The sequence below is a fragment of the Roseixanthobacter glucoisosaccharinicivorans genome (assembly GCF_043195095.2).
In the GTDB taxonomy this organism is placed as follows: domain Bacteria; phylum Pseudomonadota; class Alphaproteobacteria; order Rhizobiales; family Xanthobacteraceae; genus NCEH01.
Window position 1 is genome coordinate 2,272,476 of sequence record NZ_CM195538.1, and the last position, 22,438, is coordinate 2,294,913.

Annotated in this window: 24 protein-coding genes and 1 tRNA gene; 14 read left to right on the forward strand and 11 right to left on the reverse strand. The window is 65.6% G+C overall.

Annotation, left to right across the window (positions count from 1 at the left end):
* Positions 1–44: 44 nt before the first annotated feature.
* The 3 genes from V5F78_RS10210 to V5F78_RS10220 all read left to right on the forward strand — a co-directional run bounded on the left by V5F78_RS10210 (position 45) and on the right by V5F78_RS10220 (position 1,151).
* Positions 45–140 (forward strand) — tRNA-Sec (locus tag V5F78_RS10210).
* Between the two features lie 113 nt (positions 141–253).
* Positions 254–742, forward strand: coding sequence for a hypothetical protein (locus tag V5F78_RS10215; protein WP_394068399.1), 489 nt, complete (start codon positions 254–256; stop codon positions 740–742).
* Entirely contained in the window at positions 729–1,151 is a 423-nt protein-coding gene (locus tag V5F78_RS10220) for a hypothetical protein (protein ID WP_394068397.1), read from the forward strand. The genes V5F78_RS10215 and V5F78_RS10220 overlap by 14 nt, the downstream gene beginning before the upstream one ends.
* A 24-nt stretch (positions 1,152–1,175) precedes the next feature.
* Here V5F78_RS10220 and V5F78_RS10225 read toward each other — a convergent pair whose 3' ends face one another.
* Positions 1,176–1,862, reverse strand: coding sequence for a M15 family metallopeptidase (locus V5F78_RS10225; RefSeq protein WP_394068395.1), 687 nt, complete (start codon positions 1,860–1,862; stop codon positions 1,176–1,178).
* Positions 1,863–2,089: 227 nt separating this feature from the next.
* Between V5F78_RS10225 and V5F78_RS10230 the strand changes: the two genes are divergently transcribed.
* The 4 genes from V5F78_RS10230 to V5F78_RS10245 all read left to right on the forward strand — a co-directional run bounded on the left by V5F78_RS10230 (position 2,090) and on the right by V5F78_RS10245 (position 5,741).
* Positions 2,090–3,016: an NAD-dependent epimerase/dehydratase family protein gene (locus V5F78_RS10230; RefSeq protein WP_394068393.1), complete on the forward strand. Its 927-nt coding sequence runs from the start codon at positions 2,090–2,092 to the stop codon at positions 3,014–3,016.
* An 11-nt stretch (positions 3,017–3,027) separates the two neighbouring features.
* The gene (locus tag V5F78_RS10235; protein WP_394068391.1) at positions 3,028–4,344 is read left to right on the forward strand and encodes an NAD(P)/FAD-dependent oxidoreductase; all 1,317 of its coding nucleotides are present in this window, start codon (positions 3,028–3,030) and stop codon (positions 4,342–4,344) included.
* 28 nt (positions 4,345–4,372) lie between these two features.
* Positions 4,373–4,789, forward strand: coding sequence for a GtrA family protein (locus V5F78_RS10240; protein ID WP_394068390.1), 417 nt, complete (start codon positions 4,373–4,375; stop codon positions 4,787–4,789).
* 88 nt (positions 4,790–4,877) lie between these two features.
* Complete coding sequence (locus V5F78_RS10245) at positions 4,878–5,741, forward strand: transglutaminase family protein (protein WP_394068388.1); 864 nt, start codon at positions 4,878–4,880, stop codon at positions 5,739–5,741.
* A gap of 27 nt (positions 5,742–5,768) precedes the next feature.
* On the opposite strand, the gene V5F78_RS10250 is transcribed toward V5F78_RS10245, so the two are convergent.
* The 7 genes from V5F78_RS10250 to V5F78_RS10280 all read right to left on the reverse strand — a co-directional run bounded on the left by V5F78_RS10250 (position 5,769) and on the right by V5F78_RS10280 (position 12,410).
* Positions 5,769–6,764, reverse strand: coding sequence for an alcohol dehydrogenase catalytic domain-containing protein (locus V5F78_RS10250; protein ID WP_394068386.1), 996 nt, complete (start codon positions 6,762–6,764; stop codon positions 5,769–5,771).
* A gap of 10 nt (positions 6,765–6,774) precedes the next feature.
* A complete protein-coding gene (locus tag V5F78_RS10255) occupies positions 6,775–7,563 on the reverse strand; it encodes an SDR family NAD(P)-dependent oxidoreductase (protein WP_394068384.1) in 789 nt (262 codons plus the stop codon).
* Positions 7,556–8,869: a sulfopropanediol 3-dehydrogenase gene (gene hpsN / locus V5F78_RS10260; protein ID WP_394068382.1), complete on the reverse strand. Its 1,314-nt coding sequence runs from the start codon at positions 8,867–8,869 to the stop codon at positions 7,556–7,558. The genes V5F78_RS10255 and hpsN overlap by 8 nt, the downstream gene beginning before the upstream one ends.
* A 73-nt stretch (positions 8,870–8,942) precedes the next feature.
* A complete protein-coding gene (locus tag V5F78_RS10265) occupies positions 8,943–9,998 on the reverse strand; it encodes an ABC transporter substrate-binding protein (protein WP_394068380.1) in 1,056 nt (351 codons plus the stop codon).
* A 52-nt stretch (positions 9,999–10,050) separates the two neighbouring features.
* Positions 10,051–10,839 (reverse strand): ABC transporter ATP-binding protein, encoded by a 789-nt coding sequence (locus V5F78_RS10270; protein WP_394068379.1) that lies wholly within the window; start codon positions 10,837–10,839, stop codon positions 10,051–10,053.
* A 6-nt stretch (positions 10,840–10,845) separates the two neighbouring features.
* Positions 10,846–11,628 carry an ABC transporter permease gene (locus tag V5F78_RS10275; RefSeq protein WP_394068377.1) on the reverse strand — a complete coding sequence of 261 codons (783 nt, stop codon included), beginning with the start codon at positions 11,626–11,628 and terminating at the stop codon, positions 10,846–10,848.
* Positions 11,625–12,410 carry an ABC transporter permease gene (locus tag V5F78_RS10280; RefSeq protein ID WP_394068375.1) on the reverse strand — a complete coding sequence of 262 codons (786 nt, stop codon included), beginning with the start codon at positions 12,408–12,410 and terminating at the stop codon, positions 11,625–11,627. Before V5F78_RS10280 ends, V5F78_RS10275 begins: the two co-directional genes overlap by 4 nt.
* A 200-nt stretch (positions 12,411–12,610) precedes the next feature.
* On the opposite strand from V5F78_RS10280, the gene V5F78_RS10285 reads away from it, so the two are divergent.
* Complete coding sequence (locus V5F78_RS10285; protein ID WP_394068373.1) at positions 12,611–13,708, forward strand: LacI family DNA-binding transcriptional regulator; 1,098 nt, start codon at positions 12,611–12,613, stop codon at positions 13,706–13,708.
* On the opposite strand, the gene V5F78_RS10290 is transcribed toward V5F78_RS10285, so the two are convergent.
* Entirely contained in the window at positions 13,683–14,741 is a 1,059-nt protein-coding gene (locus V5F78_RS10290; protein ID WP_394068371.1) for a YeiH family protein, read from the reverse strand. The two genes, V5F78_RS10285 and V5F78_RS10290, sit on opposite strands and share 26 nt — an antisense overlap.
* Positions 14,742–14,837: 96 nt before the next feature.
* On the opposite strand from V5F78_RS10290, the gene V5F78_RS10295 reads away from it, so the two are divergent.
* Positions 14,838–15,767 (forward strand): LysR family transcriptional regulator, encoded by a 930-nt coding sequence (locus tag V5F78_RS10295; protein WP_394068369.1) that lies wholly within the window; start codon positions 14,838–14,840, stop codon positions 15,765–15,767.
* A gap of 105 nt (positions 15,768–15,872) precedes the next feature.
* On the forward strand, positions 15,873–16,226 hold the full coding sequence (locus V5F78_RS10300) for a hypothetical protein (protein ID WP_394068367.1): 354 nt from the start codon (positions 15,873–15,875) through the stop codon (positions 16,224–16,226).
* 70 nt (positions 16,227–16,296) lie between these two features.
* Here V5F78_RS10300 and V5F78_RS10305 read toward each other — a convergent pair whose 3' ends face one another.
* Both V5F78_RS10305 and V5F78_RS10310 read right to left on the reverse strand, forming a co-directional pair.
* On the reverse strand, positions 16,297–17,331 hold the full coding sequence (locus tag V5F78_RS10305; protein ID WP_394068365.1) for an Ldh family oxidoreductase: 1,035 nt from the start codon (positions 17,329–17,331) through the stop codon (positions 16,297–16,299).
* Entirely contained in the window at positions 17,328–18,260 is a 933-nt protein-coding gene (locus V5F78_RS10310) for a hydroxyacid dehydrogenase (protein ID WP_394068363.1), read from the reverse strand. Before V5F78_RS10310 ends, V5F78_RS10305 begins: the two co-directional genes overlap by 4 nt.
* 203 nt (positions 18,261–18,463) lie before the next feature.
* On the opposite strand from V5F78_RS10310, the gene V5F78_RS10315 reads away from it, so the two are divergent.
* The 4 genes from V5F78_RS10315 (at position 18,464) to V5F78_RS10330 (ending at position 22,402) form a co-directional block, all read left to right on the forward strand.
* Positions 18,464–19,213 (forward strand): GntR family transcriptional regulator, encoded by a 750-nt coding sequence (locus V5F78_RS10315; RefSeq protein ID WP_394068361.1) that lies wholly within the window; start codon positions 18,464–18,466, stop codon positions 19,211–19,213.
* A gap of 434 nt (positions 19,214–19,647) precedes the next feature.
* A complete protein-coding gene (locus tag V5F78_RS10320) occupies positions 19,648–20,418 on the forward strand; it encodes an ABC transporter ATP-binding protein (RefSeq protein WP_394068359.1) in 771 nt (256 codons plus the stop codon).
* A complete protein-coding gene (locus V5F78_RS10325; protein WP_394068357.1) occupies positions 20,411–21,301 on the forward strand; it encodes an ABC transporter permease in 891 nt (296 codons plus the stop codon). The genes V5F78_RS10320 and V5F78_RS10325 overlap by 8 nt, the downstream gene beginning before the upstream one ends.
* Positions 21,302–21,394: 93 nt before the next feature.
* Positions 21,395–22,402: an ABC transporter substrate-binding protein gene (locus tag V5F78_RS10330; protein WP_394068356.1), complete on the forward strand. Its 1,008-nt coding sequence runs from the start codon at positions 21,395–21,397 to the stop codon at positions 22,400–22,402.
* Positions 22,403–22,438: the final 36 nt, after the last annotated feature.

A 22,438-nucleotide genomic window follows, 5' to 3' on the forward strand; every position in this document is an offset into this window, starting at 1 on the left:
ATGATGCGCCGACGCACGAACCGGCGGCGACGCCGCACGCCATTGGAAGAGAAGCGTCCCTGGTGGGGCGTCCGGACTTCAAATCCGGGAGGGGCCGCGAGCCGGTCCTTGGTGGGTTCGACTCCCACTCTCTTCCGCCAAATCCAGGGCTGCCCCATCCGCCCGGCGGCACATCATCCAAGAGCCAAAGCCCGAAAGCCCCAAGCCCGGCGGCACCCGGATCAGAAACCGCCAAGGCGGCGCGAGGACGGCGATGACCACGCTTTCAGCCTATCTGGCGAGCCTAGAGACGGCCGCGGCCGCAGCGGAACAGGCCGAGGCGGATTTTCGGCGCGAAACCGAGGCGCGCGCGGCCGCGCTCGCCCATGCCCGCGCCCACGCCTATCGCCGCAGCAACCTGATGGCGACCCTCGCCACCCTTGCCGAAGGAGCGGAAACGCCGGAACTGGCGGTCGCGGCGGTGCAGGCGCATCTGCGCGCGCGCCTCGGATGGGACGATATCAGCGATGCCCGCGACGCGGTGCTCTCCCGGTTCGCTCCGGTCGCCCTCGCCCTGTTCGCGGCCGCCCATCCGGTCGCGGATGCCGAGGCTGCCGACGCGAGCACGCCGGGCGAAGGCGCGCCGGACGATCCCGCAGCCGCCTTGGCGGCGTTTGAGGCTTGGTACGCGGAAACCCGCGAAAGCCCGTTCTGGTATCTCTTCGAACACTACATACCGGAGACGCCCCGTGTCGATTTCTAGCCGCAAGGGTGCGGGCACCAAGGGCACCGGCCGGCAGGACCTGACAGAGTTCGACCTGTGGCTGCGCGAGTCCTTCGCCGCTCATGGGGCCTTCACCGCGCTGGTGGTGCTGGTGAAGATCGGCGGGCTGGAAGTGGCGCCGCTCGCCTCCACCTTCTTCAACATCATCGGCGACGAAATCCGCTGGCCGCAGATCGTGGCGCTGTTCGCGGGCTCGGGCAAGCAATGGGATGGCGCGGCTTTCTTCCCGGTGCTCGATTCCGGCGGCCCGTTGCTGAACGGGGAAGCGCGCAGCCGCCTGCGCGCCCTCGAAGCCCGCGTGAAGGCCGACCGGCTGGTGCTGAACGAAGGCCATTTCTTCGATGCCTGGGGCCGGCGGCTGAAGATCGAGGAAGCTACCGCCCATTGAGCGCGGCAGCCGCGCGGCGCGCCTTCAGCGGATGGGAAAATCGAAATAGGTGTCGGGAAACGGCTCGTTCGCGAGCGTGAAGTGCCACCATTCCTTCTCGAACGGCACGAAGCCGTGGCGCATCATAGCGTCCGCAAGGGTCCTGCGGTTCGCCCGCTGCTGCGGCGTCACCGACGTATCGCCGGGCCACGAGCGTGGACTGAACAGATCGAACGGCGTGCCCATGTCCAACTCCCGGCCGCTTGTGGCGTCGATCAGCGTGAGATCGAGCGTGGAGCCGCGCGAATGCCCGGAGCGGGCGGCGATATAGCCCTCGGCGAACAGGTCCTTCTTGTCCACGTCGGGATAATAGCGCGGCTTGGTGTGCTGGTCGGAAAGATCCGCCGCCCAGCGCGCGAAATGCGCCACCGCACGGGTTGGGCGATAGCAATCGAAGATCAGCAGGTCGAAACCCGCCTTGCGCACGTCCCCCTCCACCCGGGCGAGAGCCTGAGCGGCGGGCCGGGTGAGATAGCAGCGCGCCGCCTCATAGCCGTCCACGCGCGTCCCGACGAAATTCTCGCTGCCGTGATAGCGCACGTCGAACCGCGCGCCGGGCACAAGCGAGGCCACATCCACGAATGCGGCCGGCGGCGCCTCCGAGGCTTCGGCGGCGGGCGCAAGGCCCATGGCAAGGGCGAGGGCGGCGGGCGTGACGATGCGGTCGATCATGGGCGTCCGGGACAGCAGGAGGGCGATCGGCGGCAGGATAGCCCCACCGCGCGGGCGGGCGGAAGCCGGCGCTGAAGGGGCTCGCCGACGCCCCGGCGGGATCGCGCGCGGCGGTTTCGGCATGGCGGCCCCGCGATGGGCCCGGGCGGCCGGCCATTGCATGGGCGGGAGGGCTCTGGCATGTGAGGGGTCGAGTTTCGCACCAATCTGATCGGCGCCGGCCATTCATGAAGACCATCATCGTCACCGGAGCCGCAGGACTTGTCGGGCAAAATCTCGTGCCGCGCCTGAAAGCGCGCGGCTATCGGGTGGTGGGCATCGACAAGCATCCGGCCAACACCGCCCGGCTGCGGCAGCTTCACCCCGATGTGGAGGTGATCGAGGCCGATCTCAGCCGTGCGGGTCCCTGGATGGATGCATTCGCCGGGGCGGATGCGGTGGTCGTCAACCAGGCGCAGATCGGCGGGCTCGATCGCGCCGAATTCGTCGCCAATAACGTGACCGCCACCCAGCGGATCATCGAGGCGGTGCGTCAGCATGGCGTGCCCTATTTCGTCGCCATCTCCTCGTCCGTGGTGAATTCGCAGGCCCAGGACTTCTATGTGGAGACCAAGACCGCCCAGGAGCGCTTCGTCGACACGGTCGAAACGCCCCACGTTGTGCTGCGCCCCACGCTGATGTTCGGCTGGTTCGACCGCAAGCACCTCGGCTGGCTGCGGCGCTTCATGGATCGGGTTCCGGTGTTCCCGATCCCCGGCTCCGGCAGGTTCCGCCGCCAGCCGCTCTATGCGGGCGATTTCTCCGCGATCATCGCATCGGCCATCGAGAGCCGCATCACCGGCACCTACGACATCTCCGGGCGCACCGAGATCGACTATATCGACATCATCCGGCTGATCAAAAGCATCACCGGCGCCAAGGCGCGCATCGTCAAAATTCCCTATGCCGCCTTTTATGCCCTGCTGAAGACCTATGCGCTGGTGAACAAGAACCCGCCGTTCACGGTCAACCAGCTCCAGGCCCTGGTGATTCCCGAGGTGTTTCCCGTCATCGACTGGCCGAAGATCTTCAATGTGCCGGAGACGCCGCTGAAGCAGGCGTTCGAGGAAACCTTCCTCGATCCGCGCTATTCCCCGATCATCCTGGACTTCTAGGAGCGAGCGGCATGACGAAGACCGTCATCATCGGCGCGGGCGCCATGGGCCTGGCGGCGGCCCATTACACCCTCAACCTCGGCCATGAGGTGGACGTGGTGGAGGCCGATGCGGTCGCCGGCGGCATGGCGGCGCATTTCGATTTCGACGGGCTGTCCCTCGAGCGCTTCTATCATTTCGTCTGCAAGCCGGACGCGCCGACCTTCGCCCTGATGGCGGAGCTGGGCATCGCCGACAAGATGCGCTGGCGGCCGACCTCCATGGCCTATTTCAAGGACGGTGACCTGCATAAATGGGGCGATCCCATTTCCCTGCTCGCCACCTCCCTGCTGAACCCGGTGGAGAAGCTGCGCTACGGGCTGCAGATGTTCGCCACCTCCAAGCGCCGCTCGTTCGACGATCTGGAACAGGTCTCAGCCCGCGACTGGATCGAGAAGGGCTCGGGCGCGAGCGTCTATGACAAGCTCTGGCGCCGCCTCATGGAGCTGAAATTCTACCAATATGCCGACGACGTCTCGGCCGCCTGGATCGCCACGCGCGTGCGGCGCATCGGCAATTCGCGCCAGTCCCTGTTCCAGGAGCAGCTTGGCCATATCGAAGGCGGCTCGCAGACCCTGGTGGATGCGCTGATGCGGTCCATCGAGGGCCGCGGCGGGCGCGTGCATCTCTCCACGCCCTGCGAGCGGGTGGAGACGGCCGACGGCAAGGTCACCGGCGTGACGGCGGGCGGCCGCTTCTTTCCTGCCGAGGCCGTCATCTCCACGGTGCCGACGCCGTTCGTCTCGCAATTGGTGCCGAGCCTCCCGCAGGCCTCGAAGGACGCCTATGACGCGATCCGCAACATCGGCGTGATCTGCGTGTTGCATAAGCTGAAGCGTTCCGTGACGCCGCATTTCTGGGTCAACATCGTCGATCCCGAGATCGAAATCCCCGGCATCATCGAGTTTTCCAATCTGCGGGCCATGACGGATACGGTGGTGTACGTGCCGTATTACATGCCGCACGACCACGAGAAGTGGCAATGGTCCGACGAGGCGCTGATCGCCGAGAGCTTCGGCTATCTGCGGCGGGTCAATCCGGCCGTGTCCGAGGGCGATCGCCTTGCCTCGCGCGTCGGGCGGCTGCGCTACGCGCAGCCCCTGTGCGAACCCGGCTTCGCCGCGAAAATTCCGTCGATCCGCACGCCCATCGCCGGGCTCCAGGTGGCCGACACCTGCTTTTATTATCCCGAGGATCGGGGCGTTTCGGAAGGCGCGCGGCTCGCAAAGGAAATGGCGGCCGCAATCGGCACCGATCATATTCCGCGCCGCGAACCGGTCTTCGGCTGATCCCTGCCGCAGCGATTGAAGAGATGAGATGCAGCGCCTGATCGCCCTTTATGTGAACGGCCAGTTCGGCAAGTTCTTGCTCGCGGGTGGGTTTGCGGCGGCGATGAATTTCGCCAGCCGGTTCGGCTTCGATCTCTATTTCAATTATTTAGTTTCGGTCAGCCTTGCCTTTCTGGTCGGCTTTATCACCGCCTTCACGCTGAACCGCCTGTTCGTCTTTCCGGCCTCTGGAAAGCCGATGCACACCGAAATGTCTTGGTTTTTCCTGTTCAACGCACTGGGATTTCCGGTGGTGCTCGGGGCCTCGGTTGGGCTGGACCGGGTGTTCGCGCACGTTCTTCCCGCCGCACTGGCCCAGGCTGCCGCGCATGCCATCGCCATTATGCTGCCGGTGTTCGTGAATTTCGCGGCGCATAAATTCATCACGTTCCGTAGCCCGGGCTGAACGGGGCAGCGCGCGCAAAGCTGTGGCTCGCGAGATGATGCGGGCGGACAGAGATTGCTGCGAATGCGAAGCACGATGATAATGGTGAATGGTTCAGCTCCGCATTCACCATCGCACCACCTATTTCTATCGCCACCAGGTCGTCCTCGGGCCGCATCGCCTGATGCTGCGCCCGCGCGAGAGCCTGGACCTGCGGCTGATCTCCATGAAGGTCGCGACCTTTCCCGCCAGCGTGCTCAGCTGGACGCAGGACGTGTTCGGCAACGCGGTTGCCACCGCATCCTTCAGCGAGCGTTCGGAAACGCTGACGGTGGAAAGCTCGGCCGAGCTTGAGCATTATGCCTCCGCTTGGCCGGTGTTCGAGATCGCGGGCTCAGCGATACATTATCCCTTCCGCCATTCCGACGATGAATGGACGGACCTCGGCGCACTCACACGCCCGCAATATGCCGATCCCGCCGGGCGGCTCCAGGCCTGGGCCCGCAGCTTCGTGCGCTCGAATCCCACCGACACGCTCAGCTTGCTAAAGGACATGAATGCGGGAATTCCCGCGCACATCCGCTATCAGAGCCGCGATGAGGAGGGCACGCAACCGCCGCTCCATACGCTCGATCGCGGATGGGGCACCTGCCGTGATTTCGCCGTGCTGCTGGCGGAAGCGGCCCGTTGCCTCGGGTTCGGCGCGCGGATCGTCTCGGGATATCTGCACACGCCGGGCACCGCGCTCATCGGCAGCGCGAATGCCGGCACCACCCATGCCTGGACCGAAATCTACGTGCCCGGCGCGGGGTGGATCACCTTCGATCCGACCAATGGCGGCGTCGGGGCGTCGAACCTCGTTCCGGTCTCGGTGGCGCGCACCATCGAGCAGACCGTTCCGGTCTCCGGCACCTATGTGGGCGCGCGCGACGACTGCCTCGGCATGTCGGTGGACGTGCGCGTCACCTCCTGAGCCGGGCAGCCAAAGCCCAGGTTGATCCTAGAGCCGGAGCACGATCTTGGCCGCGGAGGTGCGCCCCGCGTCGATATCCTGGAAGGCGGCGATGCCCTCCGCGAGGTCGCGCTCCTCGAACCAGTCGAGCGCGCCGAGGCGCCCTGAGGCGAGGGCATTCACCGTGGCGCGGAAATCGGCCGGCGTGTAGCAATAGGTCCCGCTGACGATGATTTCCTGAAGCGTGATGCGCCGCACGTCGAAGCCATCCAGCCCCGGCAACAGCCCGGCATGGACGATCACTCCGCCGGGACGCACCAGAGCGCTGGCGCTCGCCCGCGTCGCAACCGCGCCCACCGCGTCGATGACGAGGTCAATGCTGCTCTCCTGCGGCGCCCCGGCCTCCCCTGGCGCGTAGCACCGGAAATTCCCGGCCCGCGCCAGCGTGGCCCGGCGCCCGGCGTGGGGCTCGGCAACGAAGATCTCCGCCGCCCCCTGCATGGCCAGAACCAGCGCCGCCGCAAGGCCGATGGCGCCGCCGCCGATGACCAGGCAACGCGCGGCCGAAAGCGGCATGTCCAGCAGCCGCGCCCCCTGGTTCACCGCGTGGTAGGACACCGCCACCGGCTCGGCGAGCGCCGCCTTGGCAATGGGGAAATCCTCCGGGATCGCCACCAAATTGCGCTCCGGCACCCGCACCAGCTCGGCGAACGCACCCGGACGCGGCGGCATGGAGAGGATCTGCCGCGACGGGCACAGATGCGCCCTGCCCGCCTCGCAGGCGCGACAGGTGCCGCATACGACCAGCGGATTCACGGTGACCCGCTCTCCCGCGCGCGGTCCGCTGGCGATGCGCCCGGCCGCCTCGTGGCCGAGCACCAGAGGGGCGGGTCGGCGCGCATCATGCCCGTGATAGGCGTGCATGTCGGACCCGCAGATGCCGACCGCCTCGACCCGCACCAGCACTTCGTCATTGCCAGGCACGGGCTCGGCCACCTCGCCCAGTTCCAGGGAAAGGGGACCGGTATAAACCAGGGCTCTCATGACAATTCCATCATTTGGCGGTGAAGCCGCCGTCCACCGCCAGCACCTGCCCGGTGACATAGGCGGACGCGTCGGAGGCGAGGAAGACCACGGCGCCGTGCAGATCTTCCAGCGCCCCGTTGCGGCCGATGGCGGTCTGCTGCGCGTTGCGGGCGGCGCGGACATCGTCGTCGAACACCGCTTGGGTCAGCGGGGTCGGGAAAAAGCCCGGCGCGATGGCGTTGCAGGTGATGCCGCGCGACGACCATTCCTCGGCCATGGCGCGGGTGAGCTGCGCGACCGCGCCTTTCGCCGCGCCGTAAGGAGCGGAATTGGGAAAGGCCCGGAAGGACTGGAGCGAAGCGATGTTGACGATCCGCCCCCAGTTGCGCGCCGCCATCGCCGGCGCCAGCAATTGCACCAGGCGGAACGGCGCGCGCACGTGCACGGCCATGTGCGTGTCGAACGCATCCATGGTCACATCCATGAACGGCTGGCGCAGATTGATGCCGGCGGCGTTCACCAAGATGTCGGGCGCACAGCCGCGCTGCACCAGTTCGGCGGCGATGGCGTCGGGCCCGTCGGCGGGAGCGAGATCGCCGGCGATCCATTGGCTGGCGATGCCCTCGCCCTGAAGGTCGCGAACGGCGGCCTCCAGATCGGCGGGCCGGCGCGCCACCAGCACGACGGAGGCCCCGGCAAGCCCCAGCGCGCGGGCCAGCGCCAGCCCGATGCCGGAGTTGCCGCCGGTGACGAGTGCCGTATGCCCCGTCAGGTCGAACAAAGCCTGAAGGCGGAAGCGTGAAGAGGTCTCAGGCATCGACCGGAACGCCCATATCGAAATTATGGCCGGGGAAGTATTTCGCGAGCCGCGCATCGGCGGTGCGCGCATGGGCTTCCATGCCTTCCAGCCGCGAGATGCGCGCGGTCGCCTGGGCGATGGTCTTGCACGCGTTCTGGTCCATGCGCTGCCAGGTGAGCGGCTTGAGGAATTTATGCACCGAGAGGCCGGCGGAATAGCGGGCGGCGAACTTGGTGGGCAGGATATGGTTCGGCCCGGACGTCTTGTCGCCGAAGGCAACGGTGGTTTCCTCGCCCAGGAACAGCGAGCCGTAATTGGAGAGGTTGGCCAGCCACCAGTCGAGATCGGACGTATGCACCTCCAGATGCTCGCTGGCGTAGCGATCGGACACCTCGACCAGTTCCGCGCGGGTGTCGCACACGACCACCTCGCCATAATCATTCCAGGCGGCGGTGGCGGCATCGCGGGCGGTCGGCGGCAATTCGGCGATCAGGCCGGGGATGCGCCGCATCACGTCCTCGGCCAGCGCACGGGACGAGGTGAACAGCCACGCCGGGCTTTCGTGCCCATGTTCGGCCTGCCCCACGAGATCCACGGCGACGATGTGGGCATCGGCCGTCTCGTCGGCGATCACAGCCACTTCGGAGGGGCCGGCGAACACGTCGATGCCGACCTTGCCGAACAGCATGCGCTTGGCTTCCGCCACGAACTTATTGCCGGGACCGACGATGATGTCCGCCGGGCGACCGGTGAACAGGCCGAAGGCCATGGCCGCGATCGCCTGCACGCCACCGAGCGTCATGACGATGTCGGCGCCGGCGACCTTCATGGCATAGAGCACGTACGGGTGGATGCCCTGCCCCCGGAACGGCGTCGAGCACGCCACCACGGTCTGCACGCCCGCCGCCTTGGCGGTCGCCACCGACATATAAGCGGAGGCGATATGGGCATAGCGGCCGGTGGGCACATAGCAGCCGGCCACCGTGCAGGGCACCAGCTTCTGCCCCGCGACGAGGCCGGGCAGCAGTTCCACGGAAAAGTCCTGCACGCTGTCGCGCTGGGCCTCGGCGAACCGGCGCACCTGGGCAGCGGCGAAATCAATGTCCCGGCGCACGATCTCCGGAACCTCGGCGGCACGGCGCTCCATCTCCTCGCGGGTGACGAGGATATCGCCGTCCCACTTGTCCAGCTTCAGCGCATAGTCGCGCACCGCCTGCTCGCCGCGCCGCTCGATGTCGCCGAGCATGTCCGTGACCACCTGGCGCGCGGTGCCGGTTTCGCTCTCGGGGGTCTTGGTGGCCCGCTTCAGATACTCGATCGCCATCTTCAGTCTCCATGGGGTCCGGCCAACGGCGCCGGTGTTGGATCATCACGCTCCGGCGCCGCCGCGGACGGCGTCAGTTGGACTTGTCGAACTCGGTTGCGAAGGCCTTCAGCTTGGGGTCGGCGCCCACCTGCTTCATGAAACTGTCGCTCACATAGGTTTTGGGGTCCGGCGAGGCCGAGATGGTGCCGACATCGCTCATGAAGGTGCCGATCCGGCTCAGCCAGCCGTCCAGCTCCGAGGCGCCCTTGCTGCGATCCATCAGGTGCAGCTGTTCGGCGAGGGTGAAGGTGGGGCGCAGGGCGAATTCCTGGTCGATGGCGGCGTCCGATGCCTCGACCCCGCCCTGGGCATAGAATTGCTTCGCGAGCGCCTTTGCCTCCTTGGGATGGGCCTTGGCCCAGCTCCAGGCGCGCACATAGACCGCGAGCACCTTCGCCACCGCCTCGGGATTCTGCTTGGCATAGTCGGCCCGCACCACCAGTGCGCCGGGCACCACCGCGTCGGCATCGGCGCCGGAGCACAACACCTTCGCGCCAGCCTTTTCTTCCAGCGTATAGGTATTGGGCGCCCACACGCCGACCACGTCGCCATTGTTGGAGATCATCGCCGAGATGATCTGCGCCTGCCCAAGGTTGACGAACTGCATGTCGGAAGACGACAGGCCCCACTTCTTCAAGCAATTGCGGGCGGCGTAATCAGCGGTGGAATTGGTGGTCAGCAGCAGCTTCTGGCCCGCCAGCTTCTTGGGGTCCTTGCGCAGGGCCTCCACCTTGTCGCCCCGCGCCATGATGGCGTTGGTCTTGGATTCGTCGTTGGTGATGCCGATGGTCATCAGCCCGAAGCGCGCCGCGCCGAGCACGGCGGGCACGGAACCGGTGCCGCCCACGTCCCAGGAACTCGCCTGGGCGGCGGCCACCTGCGGCGCGCCGGCCGGGAAGGTCGCGAACGTGGGCGCGAGGCCCACATCCTTCCACCAGCCCTTTTCGGAGGCGATGTAGAACGGCAGCGCCCAATAGAGCGAGGGCTGGTAAGAGATGTTGATCTTCTGCTCCTCGGCACGTGCCGCCGGGGCGATCGCGGTGGCGAGGCCAAGGGCCAGGACCGCTGCTTTCAGGCTCGTCTTCATGTGATTTTCCTCCCAGATCGGCCGCTTTGCGGCTCTCGATGGCGGCCCGTCCTCAATGGCCGGTGCCTGCCTTTTCCTCGCGTAGTGACTTCCAGATGTGCGTGCGCAGATGGACGAAGGATTCCAGGTCCATCACATCCTCGATGCGGCTATGGCGCTCCCAATTGTCGGCGAGGCGCACCGATTTCACATCGATGATTTCCTTGATGCGACCCGGCCGCTTGCTCATGATCGCCACGCGATCGGCGAGATAGACGGCTTCCTCCACCCCGTGGGTGATGAAGAGCACGGTGCGCGGGTTGCGGCGGGCAAGGCGAACCAGCTCTTCCTGCATCACCACGCGGGTCTGCGCGTCGAGCGCGCCGAACGGCTCGTCCATCAGCAGCACCTGGGGATCGAGCACATAGGCGCGGGCGATGGCGACGCGCTGCTGCATGCCGCCGGACAATTGATGGGGATAGGCCTCCTCATAACCGCCAAGGCCGATCATGCCCACGGCATCGGCGACACGGGTGCGCCGCTCCTCCCGCGCCATGCCTTTGTTGCGCAGGCCGAGCTCGATGTTCTCGGTCACCGTCTTCCAGGGGAACAAGGCGAACTGTTGGAACACCACGGCCCGGTCCGGCCCCGGCCGGGTGACCACGCTATTGCCAACGAGCACCCGGCCGGAGGTGGGAAACTCAAACCCCGCCGCAAGCCGCAGGCAGGTGGTCTTGCCGCAGCCCGATGGGCCGACGATGGCGAGGAATTCCTTGTCGGCCACGTCGAGGTTGATGCCTTCGAGAACGGAAACCGCGTTCCCGAACGTCTTGCCGACAGCGTCGAAGCGGATGCTGCTCATGGGTCCTCACACTTTTCCGAGCCGGCGGCCGATGCGCGCTTCGACCATACGAAGGGCGACGTCGATCAGGACGCCGACGAAACCGATGGCCAGCATGCCGACCATCACGGTGGGGGTTGAAACCGCGCTCTGCGCCTGCACCATCAGGTAGCCGACCCCCGTGGAGGCCACGATCAGCTCCGCGCCCACCAGCGACTGCCAGCCGAGCCCGGCGCTGATGCGCAGGCCGGCGACGATGGACGGCACCGAGGCCGGAAGGAGCACCTCCAGGATGATCCGCCAATTGGGCGTGCCGAGCATCTCGGCGGCTTCCAGATAACGGGCATCCACATAGCGGGCGCCGCGATAGGCATTGATGAGACAGGGCGGAAACGCGCCGGAAAAGATGATCAGGACGGGGCCGCCGAAGCCGGTGCCGAACCACAGGGCCGCGAACGGCACCCAGGCGATGGGCGCGATGAAGCGCAGCGCATCGAACAGCGGGGTCACGATATCGTCCAGCAGGCGGAAGCGGCCCATCAGCAGCCCGAGCGGAATGCCGATCGCCACCGCCAGAAGATAGCCGCTGGCGAACCGCTGGAGGCTGGAAGCCAGATGCAGCTGAAGCGTGCCGCCGGCGAACGGCGTGGTCAGGAGCGTCAGCAATCGCGTCACCACGGAGACCGGCCCCGGCAGGAAGGTCGGGTTCACGAGGCCGCTCGCGGAGAGGCCGGCCCAGAAGGCGAGAAAGGCCAGGAAGCCGACGATCCCGAGGGCCAGACGCTGAAGCGGCGAGAGGGTCGCGGTCATACGCTCGCTCCCTTCACCCGCACCCAGGTCACCACATGGCGCTCGGCATAGGCGAGCAGCCCCGTGGTGAGTGCCCCGAAGATGGCGACCGAGATCATGCCCACCAGGATCATGCCGGGGAAAAGATCCTGCTGGGCGACATTCAGAACATGCCCGAGGCCGGCCAGCGCGCCCACCAGCTCGGCGGCGACCAAAGTCGTCCAGCTCGCCTGGAGCGAAAGGCGCAGGCCGGTGAAGATCATCGGCGCGGCGCCCGGCACCAGCACCTCGCGCACGAACCGCCACCGGGGCGTGCCGAGCATGCGCGCCGCCTCGATCAGCGGCCGGTCGATGGTACGCACCCCGGCATGGGTATTGATGACCGAGGGCACGAAGGCGGCGAAGAAGATCACCATGATCTTGGCGGCATCGCCGAGGCCGAGCCAGAGGATGGCGAGGGGAATCCAGGCCAGCGGCGGGATCGGCCGCAAGAGCAGAAACACCGGGTTCAGCAGCGCCTCGGCAACCGGGTTCCACCCCATCAGCAGGCCGAGCGGAACGCCGACCACGATCGAGGCCAGGAAGCCGAACACCACCAGCTTCAGCGATTGGACGACATGCACCGGCAAGGTCGCATCCGCGTATCCCCGGCCGAGCGACTGCGTCGCCGCGGCCCAGGTATCGCCCGGAGCCGGAAACCGTCCGGGTGAAATCAAACCGGTCACGCTGGTTGCAAGATACCACGCCGCCACGAGGGCGACCACGGTCGCAAGACCAACCGCAGACCTGCGGTCGAGCGGCATTCCTTCCTCCCATATTTCGGCGCCTCATCTGACGGAGGCATCCGGGCGCGACATCGACGAGCGAATGTAAGCGCTTTCATTGGAGGCTATCAGACCCCGATTGCCTGTCAACCAGCGAGGCCCTATTTTCCGGAAAGTTTCCAGTTGCTGTTCAAGTTTATCGGCGGAATTGTGCTGAAAGGCGAAATAAATCGCCGCACATGTTGCGTAGAAATGGCGAGAAGACCATGAATTCCAAGGGCAAGGCGACCCTCGACGATGTCGCCCGGCTGGCCGGCGTGTCCTCCGCCACCGTGTCGCGCGCGCTCTCGCGTCCGGACCTGGTTCAGCGGGAAACGCGGGAAAAGGTCGGCGAGGCCGTGCGCCGCCTCAATTATGTACCCGGCGGCGCCGCCCGCGCCCTCGCCTCCGGCCGCACGCTCACCATCGGCGCCGTGGTGCCCACGCTCGACCACGCCATCTTTGCCCGCGCGATCCAGGCGATGCAGACCGAGCTTGCGGCCAACGGCTATCAACTCCTTGTGGCGGCACACGAATATTCTCCCGAACAGGAGGCGGTGTCAGTCCGCGCCCTGCTCGCGCGCGGCGTCGATGCGCTGATGGTGGTGGGGGCTGACCATCTGCAGGAAACCTGGGACGTGCTCGGCGCAGCCACGGTTCCGGTGATCCTCAGCTGGTCCTTCGACCCCCGCTTTGCCTCCATCGGCTTCGACAATGAAGCCGCGGGGCGGCAGGTGGCGGAACATCTGCTGGCCCTCGGCCATCGGCGCTTCGGCGTGATCTCCGGCTACACCGGCTCCAACGACCGCGCCCGCCTGCGGGTCGCCGGGGTGCGCGCCGCGCTTGCCGCCGCCGGTCTCGACCTGCCGGAAAAATGCGTGGTTCAACAGTCCTTTACCCTCACCGGCGGCCGAGCGGGAATGGCCGAACTCCTGAGCCATACCCCACCCCCGACGGCGATCATCGGCGGCAATGACCTGCTGGCGGTGGGCGCACTGTTCGAAGCGCAGGCGCGCGGCATTCCGGTGCCGCAGGCGGTCTCCATCGTCGGCATCGACAATCTCGAGATCGCCTCCCATGTCACCCCGCCCTTGACGACGATGCACCTTCCCACCGCACAACTCGGTCGGACCGTCGCGGCGCACCTGCTCGCCGAACTCAAAGGGGTGCGACAGGAGAAATGGTCCGAACTGCCGATCGAACTGATACTGCGCGATTCAACCGCGTCCCCGCCTCAAGAACAGGGACAGCGACCCGACTCCAGAGAGCAAATCAAACCACGCCGAGGCCGCGGATAAGCGCGATGCTGACGCACAGCAAAAGCAGCAGCGAGAGCGTGACCACGAGCGTCGCGCGGCCGCCGACGCGGCTCAGCACCCGCAGGTCCACGCCCAGACCGAGCGCCGCCATGGACAGCACGGTGAAGATTGTCGTTACAAAGGCCAGGGGCGGCAGCAGCGCCGGCGGCAGCAGGCCGAGCGAGCGCAGGACGGCGAACGCGACGAAGCCGATGATAAACCAGGGAATCAGCTTATGCATCGGCAAGCGCGGCGGCCGCGCGACCACCGAGGCCCCCACCGGCACCGCACGCGTCGCGGCAAGGGACTGGCCGTGGGCAATGGCGGCACAAAACACCACCGGCCCCAGCAGCAGAACCCGCACCAGCTTCACCATGGTGCCGATCTGCAAGGCGAGCGGCCCCACAGGCGCGGTCGCGGCCAGCACCTGCGGCACCGCATAGACGGTGAGGCCCGCGAGCACGCCGTATTGAGTATCGGACAAGGCCAGAATGGGGATGAGCAGCGGCAGGCTCAGCACCACGATGACGCCGAGAATCGCCGTGAAGGAGATGGAAGAGGCCACATCGTCCCCGTCCGCCTCGATCACCGAAGCCACAGCGGCGATGGCGGAATTGCCGCAAATGGAATTTCCGCAGGCGATCAGGAGCGCCATCTTGTGCGGCAGGCCAAGCAATCGCCCAATTCCATAGGACGCGAACAACGCGACCGCGACCACGGCGGCAATGCCCACAAGCAGCGTCGGCCCGGCCGCCGCCAAAGCGGCAGCACTCAGCGAGGCGCCGAGGAACATGACCGCGATTTCCAGCAAGATCTTGCCGGAGAACGCGATTCCCGGCTTGAAGCGCGGGCCGGGCGTCCAGATCGTGCGCACGAGGGTGCCGATCAGGATGGCGAGCACCAGGGCTTCCACGTAAGGATGCCCGCTGACACGCTCCTCAACGATCTGGATGGCATAGGCGACACCGGTCACGGCTGCGCACAGCACGATTCCGGGGGTAACATCCAGCGACCAGCGAAGGGCTCTCGGCACAGCTCAACCCACCTTGTTTTTCTTCGAAATTATTAGTGCGCGCAGGCGGGCCAGAAGCGCAAATACAGTTTGCTCACTCCATCATGAAGTGCGGTTATGGCGATAAATCTCCATCTTCTTCGTCTATTTACTACGGTTGCGGAGCAGCACGGCTTCTCCCGCGCCGCCGAGGTGCTCAACATCAGCCAGCCGGCGGTCTCGAAGGGCGTGCGGGAGCTGGAAGCGCAATTGCATTGCGTGCTGATGGAGCGCAGCCCGGGTGGGGTGCGCCTCACGGAAGCCGGCACGGTACTGCTTTCCCACGCGACGGCGCTGTTCGCCGCCGAGCGCCGGGCGGAAGAGGAACTGCAGGCCCTGCGCGGCCTGACGCAGGGCGAATTGCATGTCGGCGCCAGCACCACGATCGCCACTTATGTCCTTCCGCGACTGCTCGGTGCATTTCAGAACATCCATCCCGACCTGCATCTGCGCCTCACAAGCGCCAACACCCAGGACATCGCCGAGCGGCTGCTGGCGCGCGATATCGACGTGGCCCTGGTGGAAGGGCCGGTGGAGCATCCAAGCCTCATCACCCACCCCTGGCTGACGGACGAACTGGTGGTGATCGCCGCGGCCGACCACCCGCTGGCGCAAATGGAAGGCCCCATCCTGCCGTCAGATCTCGTCCAAGCGCGCCACATCGTGCGCGAGGAGGGCTCCGGCACGCGTGAAGTGGTGGGGCTGGCGCTGGATGGGTTCGGCGTGCGCCCAGCGAGCATCATGGAAGTCGGCAGCACCGAAGCCATCAAGCAAGTGGTGGCGGCGGGCCTTGGCATCGCGATGGTCTCGGCCGCCGCCGCCAAGGACCAGATCGCGCTCGGGGTTCTGAAAGTGGTGCCCGTTCAAGGACTTTCAGTGCAACGCCCGCTCTACAGGCTGACGCTGAAAGGGCACAATCTGCGCTTCGCCGCCGAGGCGTTCGAGAAGTTCATCTGCCGGATGGACCTGAGACCCGCCACCCAAGCGCCCATTGCGAAACGGCCATAATTTAACTTCTTTATTTTGTTATTTTTTATATTCACATTGTTTGATAGGAATATCACCAGCCGATGTCTGCGGATTTGTGTTTTACCGATCATGACAAAAATCGCCGTGCAAAATCTCTTTGCCTCCGTGCTCGACACGTTCGGGGCCCGCGCGCCCTCCGTGCCGGTGCCAGGTGACACCCGCCGTCGCAATGGCCCGAGTGCCAATTACAGCCCGGCCAGGGCTGAGCCAGCGGCATCATCCACCTTTAAAATCACGGCGGTGTGCGCGGCAGACATGGTCGAGATCGAGGATGTCCACGCGGTGCGCCAGCGTATCGTGCTCAGCTATGGCGCGCGCGAAATGCTGGATCTGGCCATGAAGCGCGAGCGCCGGGACACGCTTGTGGGTCTGCGTATCACGCGCGAGGCCTTCGAGGTCGAGGGCCTCGCCTTCTCCCGCTGGGCCATAGTCGACTGAGGGCCGCGTATCGCTGCGGCCCCCTTTGGGTGCGTGGTAAATCGGCGCCGGACTGCCACCGCCCGCCGGATCAGGTCCGCCCGGCGCGCCGCAGCAGATCGGCCAAAATCTCCGGATCCACATGAATGCCGTCGCGCTCCGCCTGCCGGCGGGCGGCAATCCGGCGCTCGCCGGGCAAGCGGGTTCCGTCCTGCCCGAGAATCGCTGACAGCAGAATCTCAAGCCGCGCAGGGAAATCGGCGCCGCCGAGCCGCACCGGATCTAGCGCCAGGAACAATTGCCCGATGCGCGGGGCCGGCCCCTCCGCCGTGAAGAAGGAACTGGCTTCGAACCCGAATTGTCCCCCGGTGAGCACGGTCGCCAGAATTTCCACCATGAGCACCAGCGCCGCGCCCTTGGCGTCGCCGATGGGCAACATGGTTCCCGCAAGCGCCGCCTTGGCGTCGCCGGTTGGCTGGCCGTCCGCATCCAGCGCCCAGTCGGTCGGGATCGGCGCACCCTTCTGCGCCGCGACCATGATCTTGCCGCGCGCGACCTTGCTCAACGAGGCATCAATCACCAGCGCAGGCCCCTTCCCGCGCGGCACGGCGAAGGCAATCGGATTGGTACCGAACACGCCGCGCGAACCGCCCCACGGCGCGATGGCGGCAGGCGAATTGGAGAAAGCGAGTCCCACCAGCCCCTGGTCCGCCAGCCATTCCACATGATGGCCCATGACGCCGGCATGATGGGAGGCCCGCACCGCGACCGCGACCACGCCGGTTTCCTGCGCGCGGCTCGCAGCTGCAGCCAGTCCCTGGCCGATCGCGGGAAAGGCGAAGCCCGTGCCGGCATCGACCCGCAGGGTCGCCGGCCCGCTCCATTCCAGCATCGGCTCGGCGAAGCCGTCGATTTTCCCCGAGATGGCCTGTTGCGCATAAGCCGAGAGGCGCGCCAGGCCGTGACTGGCGATCCCGTCGGCCTCCGCCGCCACAAGGGCTGCTGCGGTGACGCGGGCATTGCTCTCGCCGGTGCGGGAAGCCATCAGCGCGTCGGCGGCGAGCGCCCGCGCGGCATCGAGCGCAAGCGGAGCCGTGGCGGCGGTGTTGAGCGTCGCGGTATTCATGACCGACCTTTCAGGAACTGGCTGACTTTCGTCGCGATGAGGGCGCTCACCCGCACATTGGATTCCTCGGTGACCCCGGCGATGTGCGGCGTAAGGATTAAGTTCGGAACGTCGCAAAGAACGCTTCCCGCACCCAGCGGCTCGGATTCGAACACGTCCAGCATGGCGCCGCCGATCGCGCCGCGCTTGAGCGCGGCGGCAAGCGCCGCCTCATCGACAACGCCGCCCCGTGCGGCATTGATAAGCACCGCGCCGGGCTTCATCCGGTCGAGGGCCGGGGCGTCGATGAGATTGCGGGTTTGCGCTGTCATGGGCACATGCAGGCTCACCGCGTCGCTTTCGCCCAGAAGATCCTCGAGCGACACCGGCACCACGCCCTCGGCGCGCCATGCGGGGTCGTCAGCCGCCACGAACGGGTCGAAGGCCACCACCTCCATGCCGAGCGCCCGGGCGCGCCGGGCGGTCTCCCGCGCGATGGCGCCGAAGCCGATAAGGCCGAGCCGTTTCCCGCTCACCTCGCGGCCCATGAGGCGGGTGCGCGGCCAGGCACCGGCGGCCACCTCCGCGCTCGCGTGATAGGCGCCGCGCAGCAGCACCAGGATGCCGCAGATCACATATTCCGCCACCGCGACATCGTTGGCGCCCGTGGCCGGATAAACCTCGATCGACCGCGCCCGGCAGTCGGCCACATCAATATTGTCCAGCCCCACCCCAAGCCGCCCGACGACGACGAGGTTCGGGGCGTTGGCGAGCAGGCCGGCGCGCACCTGGGTGCGATTGCGCACGATCAGCGCGCGGGCTCCTTGCGCGAGCTGCGCGAGGACGTCCGCCTTGTCCACCAGCGTAGGATCGTAATGCACGTCGTGATCCGCCCGCAGCGCATCGAGCGCGGCAGCGTCCATGAATTCGGTGACAAGGATTTCGGGCATGGGGAGTCCGTGGGGTTCCGGCGCCGCATCCACCGGCGCTCGCCGTTGCGTCAGATATGCAAGATGCGCTGGCGCTCACTATGAGATAGGCTATTATATATAAGACAGATGACACAAGATAAAATCGCTACGTCCCGGGCTCTGGTGCGAGGCCCTGACCTCATGCATAAATGGAGGATCATGTGAGAATCGACGGGAACGGGATGGCACGGGGCACCAGCGCGGACGTGGTGGAAAAGGCGGAGAGCCTTGGGTTTCGGCCGCTCTATCGCCAAGTGCGCGAGACCCTCATCCGCCGCCTCGTGGATCGGGTATGGGCCCCCGGACAACCCCTGCCGAGCGAGATGCAGCTTGCGGCGGAACTCGGCGTCAGCCAGGGCACCGTGCGCAAGGCGCTGGACGAGATGGCGGCCGAAAACCTGGTGGTGCGCCGCCAAGGACGCGGCACCTTCGTCGCGAGTCATGATGAGGACCGCATTCTCTTCCAGTTCTTCAAGCTGGTTGCCGATGACGGCGAGCGTCGCTTTCCCGAAAGCCAGGTGGTGAGCACGGCGCGCGGGCGCGCGCATGCAGCCGAGCGGGAGGCCCTGAGCCTGCCGCGGGACGGAAGGGTCATCCGCATCCGCCGCATCCGCAAGCTGGATGGCGCCCCCCTCATCGTGGAGAATCTCGCCTTGCCGGAGAGCCTGTTTCCCGGCCTCGGCGAAGCGCCCATACCGAACAATCTCTATGGCCTCTATGCCAGCAAATTCGGCATCGGCGTGGGTCGCGCGCGGGAAAAGCTGAAGGCGATCGCCGTCGCGGCGGACGATGCCGCTGCCCTCGGCGTCGCGGAGGGAACGCCTGCCCTCCTGATCGACAGGCTCGCGCTTTCCCTGGAACAGATCCCCGTGGAATGGCGCGTCAGCGTTTGCCTGACCGAAGGTTTTCACTACCTCTCCGAACTCAGCTGAACCCGGCTCGGCGCGTTTTTTCGCTCCGGAATTGGGCACATTTTTCCCTCCTGGTGTGCCGACTTCCGCGGCGCAAACCGTTGCGGCACCTCATGGAAGGCATTTGCGCTCCCTCAAGTCTTATAAATGATATTAGACCACTTTACATCTGGGACAGCCTCCGTTAGCGTCTGATGGACGATAGGCGAACGAGCATGCAGGGGCCCGCAAAAGAGGCCCATCGCCACGCATGCTCTGCCGCTCGACGAGGGAAAAGGGTGACCTGATGCCAACGCCGAAGCACCGCCCCGCCCCCTAAGTTCATTGCGAACCTGACACAGCGACACGATCGCACGACACACTGATTCCGCCCCCGCTTGTTCAAGTTCTCGCGTGGGTACTGCTCAATCAAAAGAACAAGGCAGAAAAGCTGCTTTATCCTAGGGAGGTCCACAATGGACGCGCAGGAACCTCTTCTGGAGGTCAAGGGCGTAACGCTGCAATATAAAACGCCGCATCTTCTGATCACGGCGACCTATCGGGTCGATTTCAACGTGATGAGAGGTGACCGTTTCATCCTTCTCGGCCCGTCTGGATGCGGAAAATCCACACTGCTGAAGGCTGTGGGTGGCTATATGTCGCCCACGGAAGGGGAAATGCGTCTCAAAGGGCACGTGATCCGCGCGCCCGGCCCCGACCGCATGATGGTGTTTCAGGAATTTGACCAGCTGCTGCCCTGGAAGACGGTGCGGCAGAATGTGGCCTTTGCGCTGGAAGCCTCGCGCCGCCTGCACGGCCGCGAAGCCGACGAACGCGCCATGCATTATATCGAGAAGGTCAACCTGACGAAGTTCGCGGACAGCTATCCGCATATGCTTTCCGGTGGCATGAAACAGCGCGTCGCCATTGCCCGTGGCATGGCCATGGAGCCGGACATCCTGCTGATGGACGAGCCCTTCGCGGCCCTCGATGCCCTCACCCGCCGCAAGATGCAGGACGAACTGCTGATGCTGTGGGAGGACACGAAGTTCACGGTGCTGTTCGTGACCCATTCGATCGCCGAGGCGATCAAGATCGGCAACCGCATCCTTCTGCTTTCGCCCCATCCCGGGCGGGTCAAGGCCGAGCTGAACAGCGTGGTTGAAACCCCCGCCGCCGCCCAACTCGAAAAGCGCATCCAGCACATGCTGTTTTCTGACGAAATCAAGGAGACGGCTGATGCGTGAATCCGTGAACGTCCTTTCGAACGTGCATACCCTGCGCCCCGAGATCGTGCGCGAAGAAGAGCCGATGGCGACGATGACTATCGTCGAAAAACCGCTCTCGACGTTTGAGATGATCTATAATATCTCGGCCGTCCGGAAGATTATGATATTGATCGTCCTGGCCATTATTTGGGAAATATATGGGCGGTTCCTGAACAACGACCTTCTGTTTCCCACATTCAGCGCCACGATTTCGGCGTTCTTTCAGAATGTGGTGAATGGCGTTTTGCCGGCGCGGGCCTGGGCCTCGATCAAAGTATTGCTGATGGGCTACACCCTCGGGGTAATGCTTGCCGCCGTGCTCACGGCCATCGCCATCGCCTCGCGCATCGGCACCGATTTTCTTGAGACCATGACATCCATGTTCAACCCGCTGCCGGCGATCGCGCTGCTGCCGCTGGCACTGATCTGGTTCGGCCTTGGAAACGGCAGCCTGGTGTTTGTCCTGGTCCATTCCGTCACTTGGGCGATCGCGCTCAATACCCATTCCGGCTTCTTGTCTGTCAGCAAGACGCTGAAAATGGTGGGGCGCAATTATGGCCTCGGCGGTCCGCGCTTCATCTGGAAAATCCTGATCCCGGCGGCATTTCCCAGCATCCTCACGGGCTTGAAGATCGGCTGGGCGTTCGCCTGGCGCACGCTGATCGCGGCGGAACTGGTGTTCGGCGTCTCGTCCGGTTCCGGCGGTCTCGGCTGGTTCATCTTCGAGAACAAGAACCTGCTGGATATCCCCAATGTCTTCGCGGGGCTGCTCACGGTCATTATCATCGGCCTCGTGGTGGAGAACCTGATCTTCCAGACCATCGAGCGGCGCACCATCGCCCGCTGGGGCATGCAGGCGTGACGTGATGTGCGGCGGCCCCCGAGCCGCCGCACGCCGGTTAAAAAACTCTTCAATCACAAGAAGCTGCGCAAAGCGTGGCAATGGGAGGGACGCATGACCAAGGACTTCTTGAAGACGCTGGGCCTTGCCGCCGCCTTCGCGGTTAGCCTGGCCGGAGCCGCAGCGGCCGAGGTGGATACGGTTCGCCTCGCCAAGCAGTTCGGCATCTCCTACCTGCCGCTCACGGTGATGGAGGAGGAGAAGCTGCTGGAGAAGCACGCGAAGGAACTCGGGCTTGACGTGAAGACCGAATGGCTGCGCTTCACCGGCGGCTCGGGCATGAACGAGGCGCTGCTCTCCGGCAATCTCGACTTCGCGGCCGGCGGTGTCGGCCCCATGCTGACCATCTGGGGACGCACCCAGAAAAATCTCGGTGTGAAAGGCGTCGCGGCTCTCAATGCGATGCCGCTTTACCTGGTCACGGTCAATCCCGACGTGAAGACCATCAAGGATTTCACCGACAAGGATAAGATTGCCCTGCCGACGGTGAAGACGTCGATCCAGGCCGTTACGCTCCAGATGGCGGCGGAAAAGACCTTCGGTGAGGGACAGCAGAACAAGCTGGATTCGCTCACCGTCTCCATGGGCCATCCCGATGCGCAGGTGGCGATGATGGGCGGGCGCTCGGAGATCAACGCACATTTCGGTTCCTCGCCCTTCCAGGACCTGGAACTGAAGGATCCGCGCGCCCACAAGGTGCTGGACAGCTATGACGTGCTCGGCGGCCCCCACACCTTCAATCTCGTGTGGACCACCACGAAGTTCGCCGAGTCCAATCCCAAGGTGATGAAGGCGTTCCTCGCGGCCTTGGAAGATGCCATGGCCCGCATCAAGTCCGACCCCAAGGGCATCGCCGCGCTCTGGCTCAAGGCGGAAAATTCCAAAATGCCGGTGGACGAAGCGGCAGCGCTGATCACCTCGCCGCAGAACCAGTGGACCACCACACCCCAGAAGATGATGACCTATCTCGACTATATGAACCGGGCGGGCCTCGTGACCGCGAAGGCCAAGGATTGGCGGGACCTGTTCTTCGCCCCGCTCCACAACGCTTCGGGAAGCTGATCGCCGCGCGCCGGTGCAACGGGCCGCCGCGCGCGG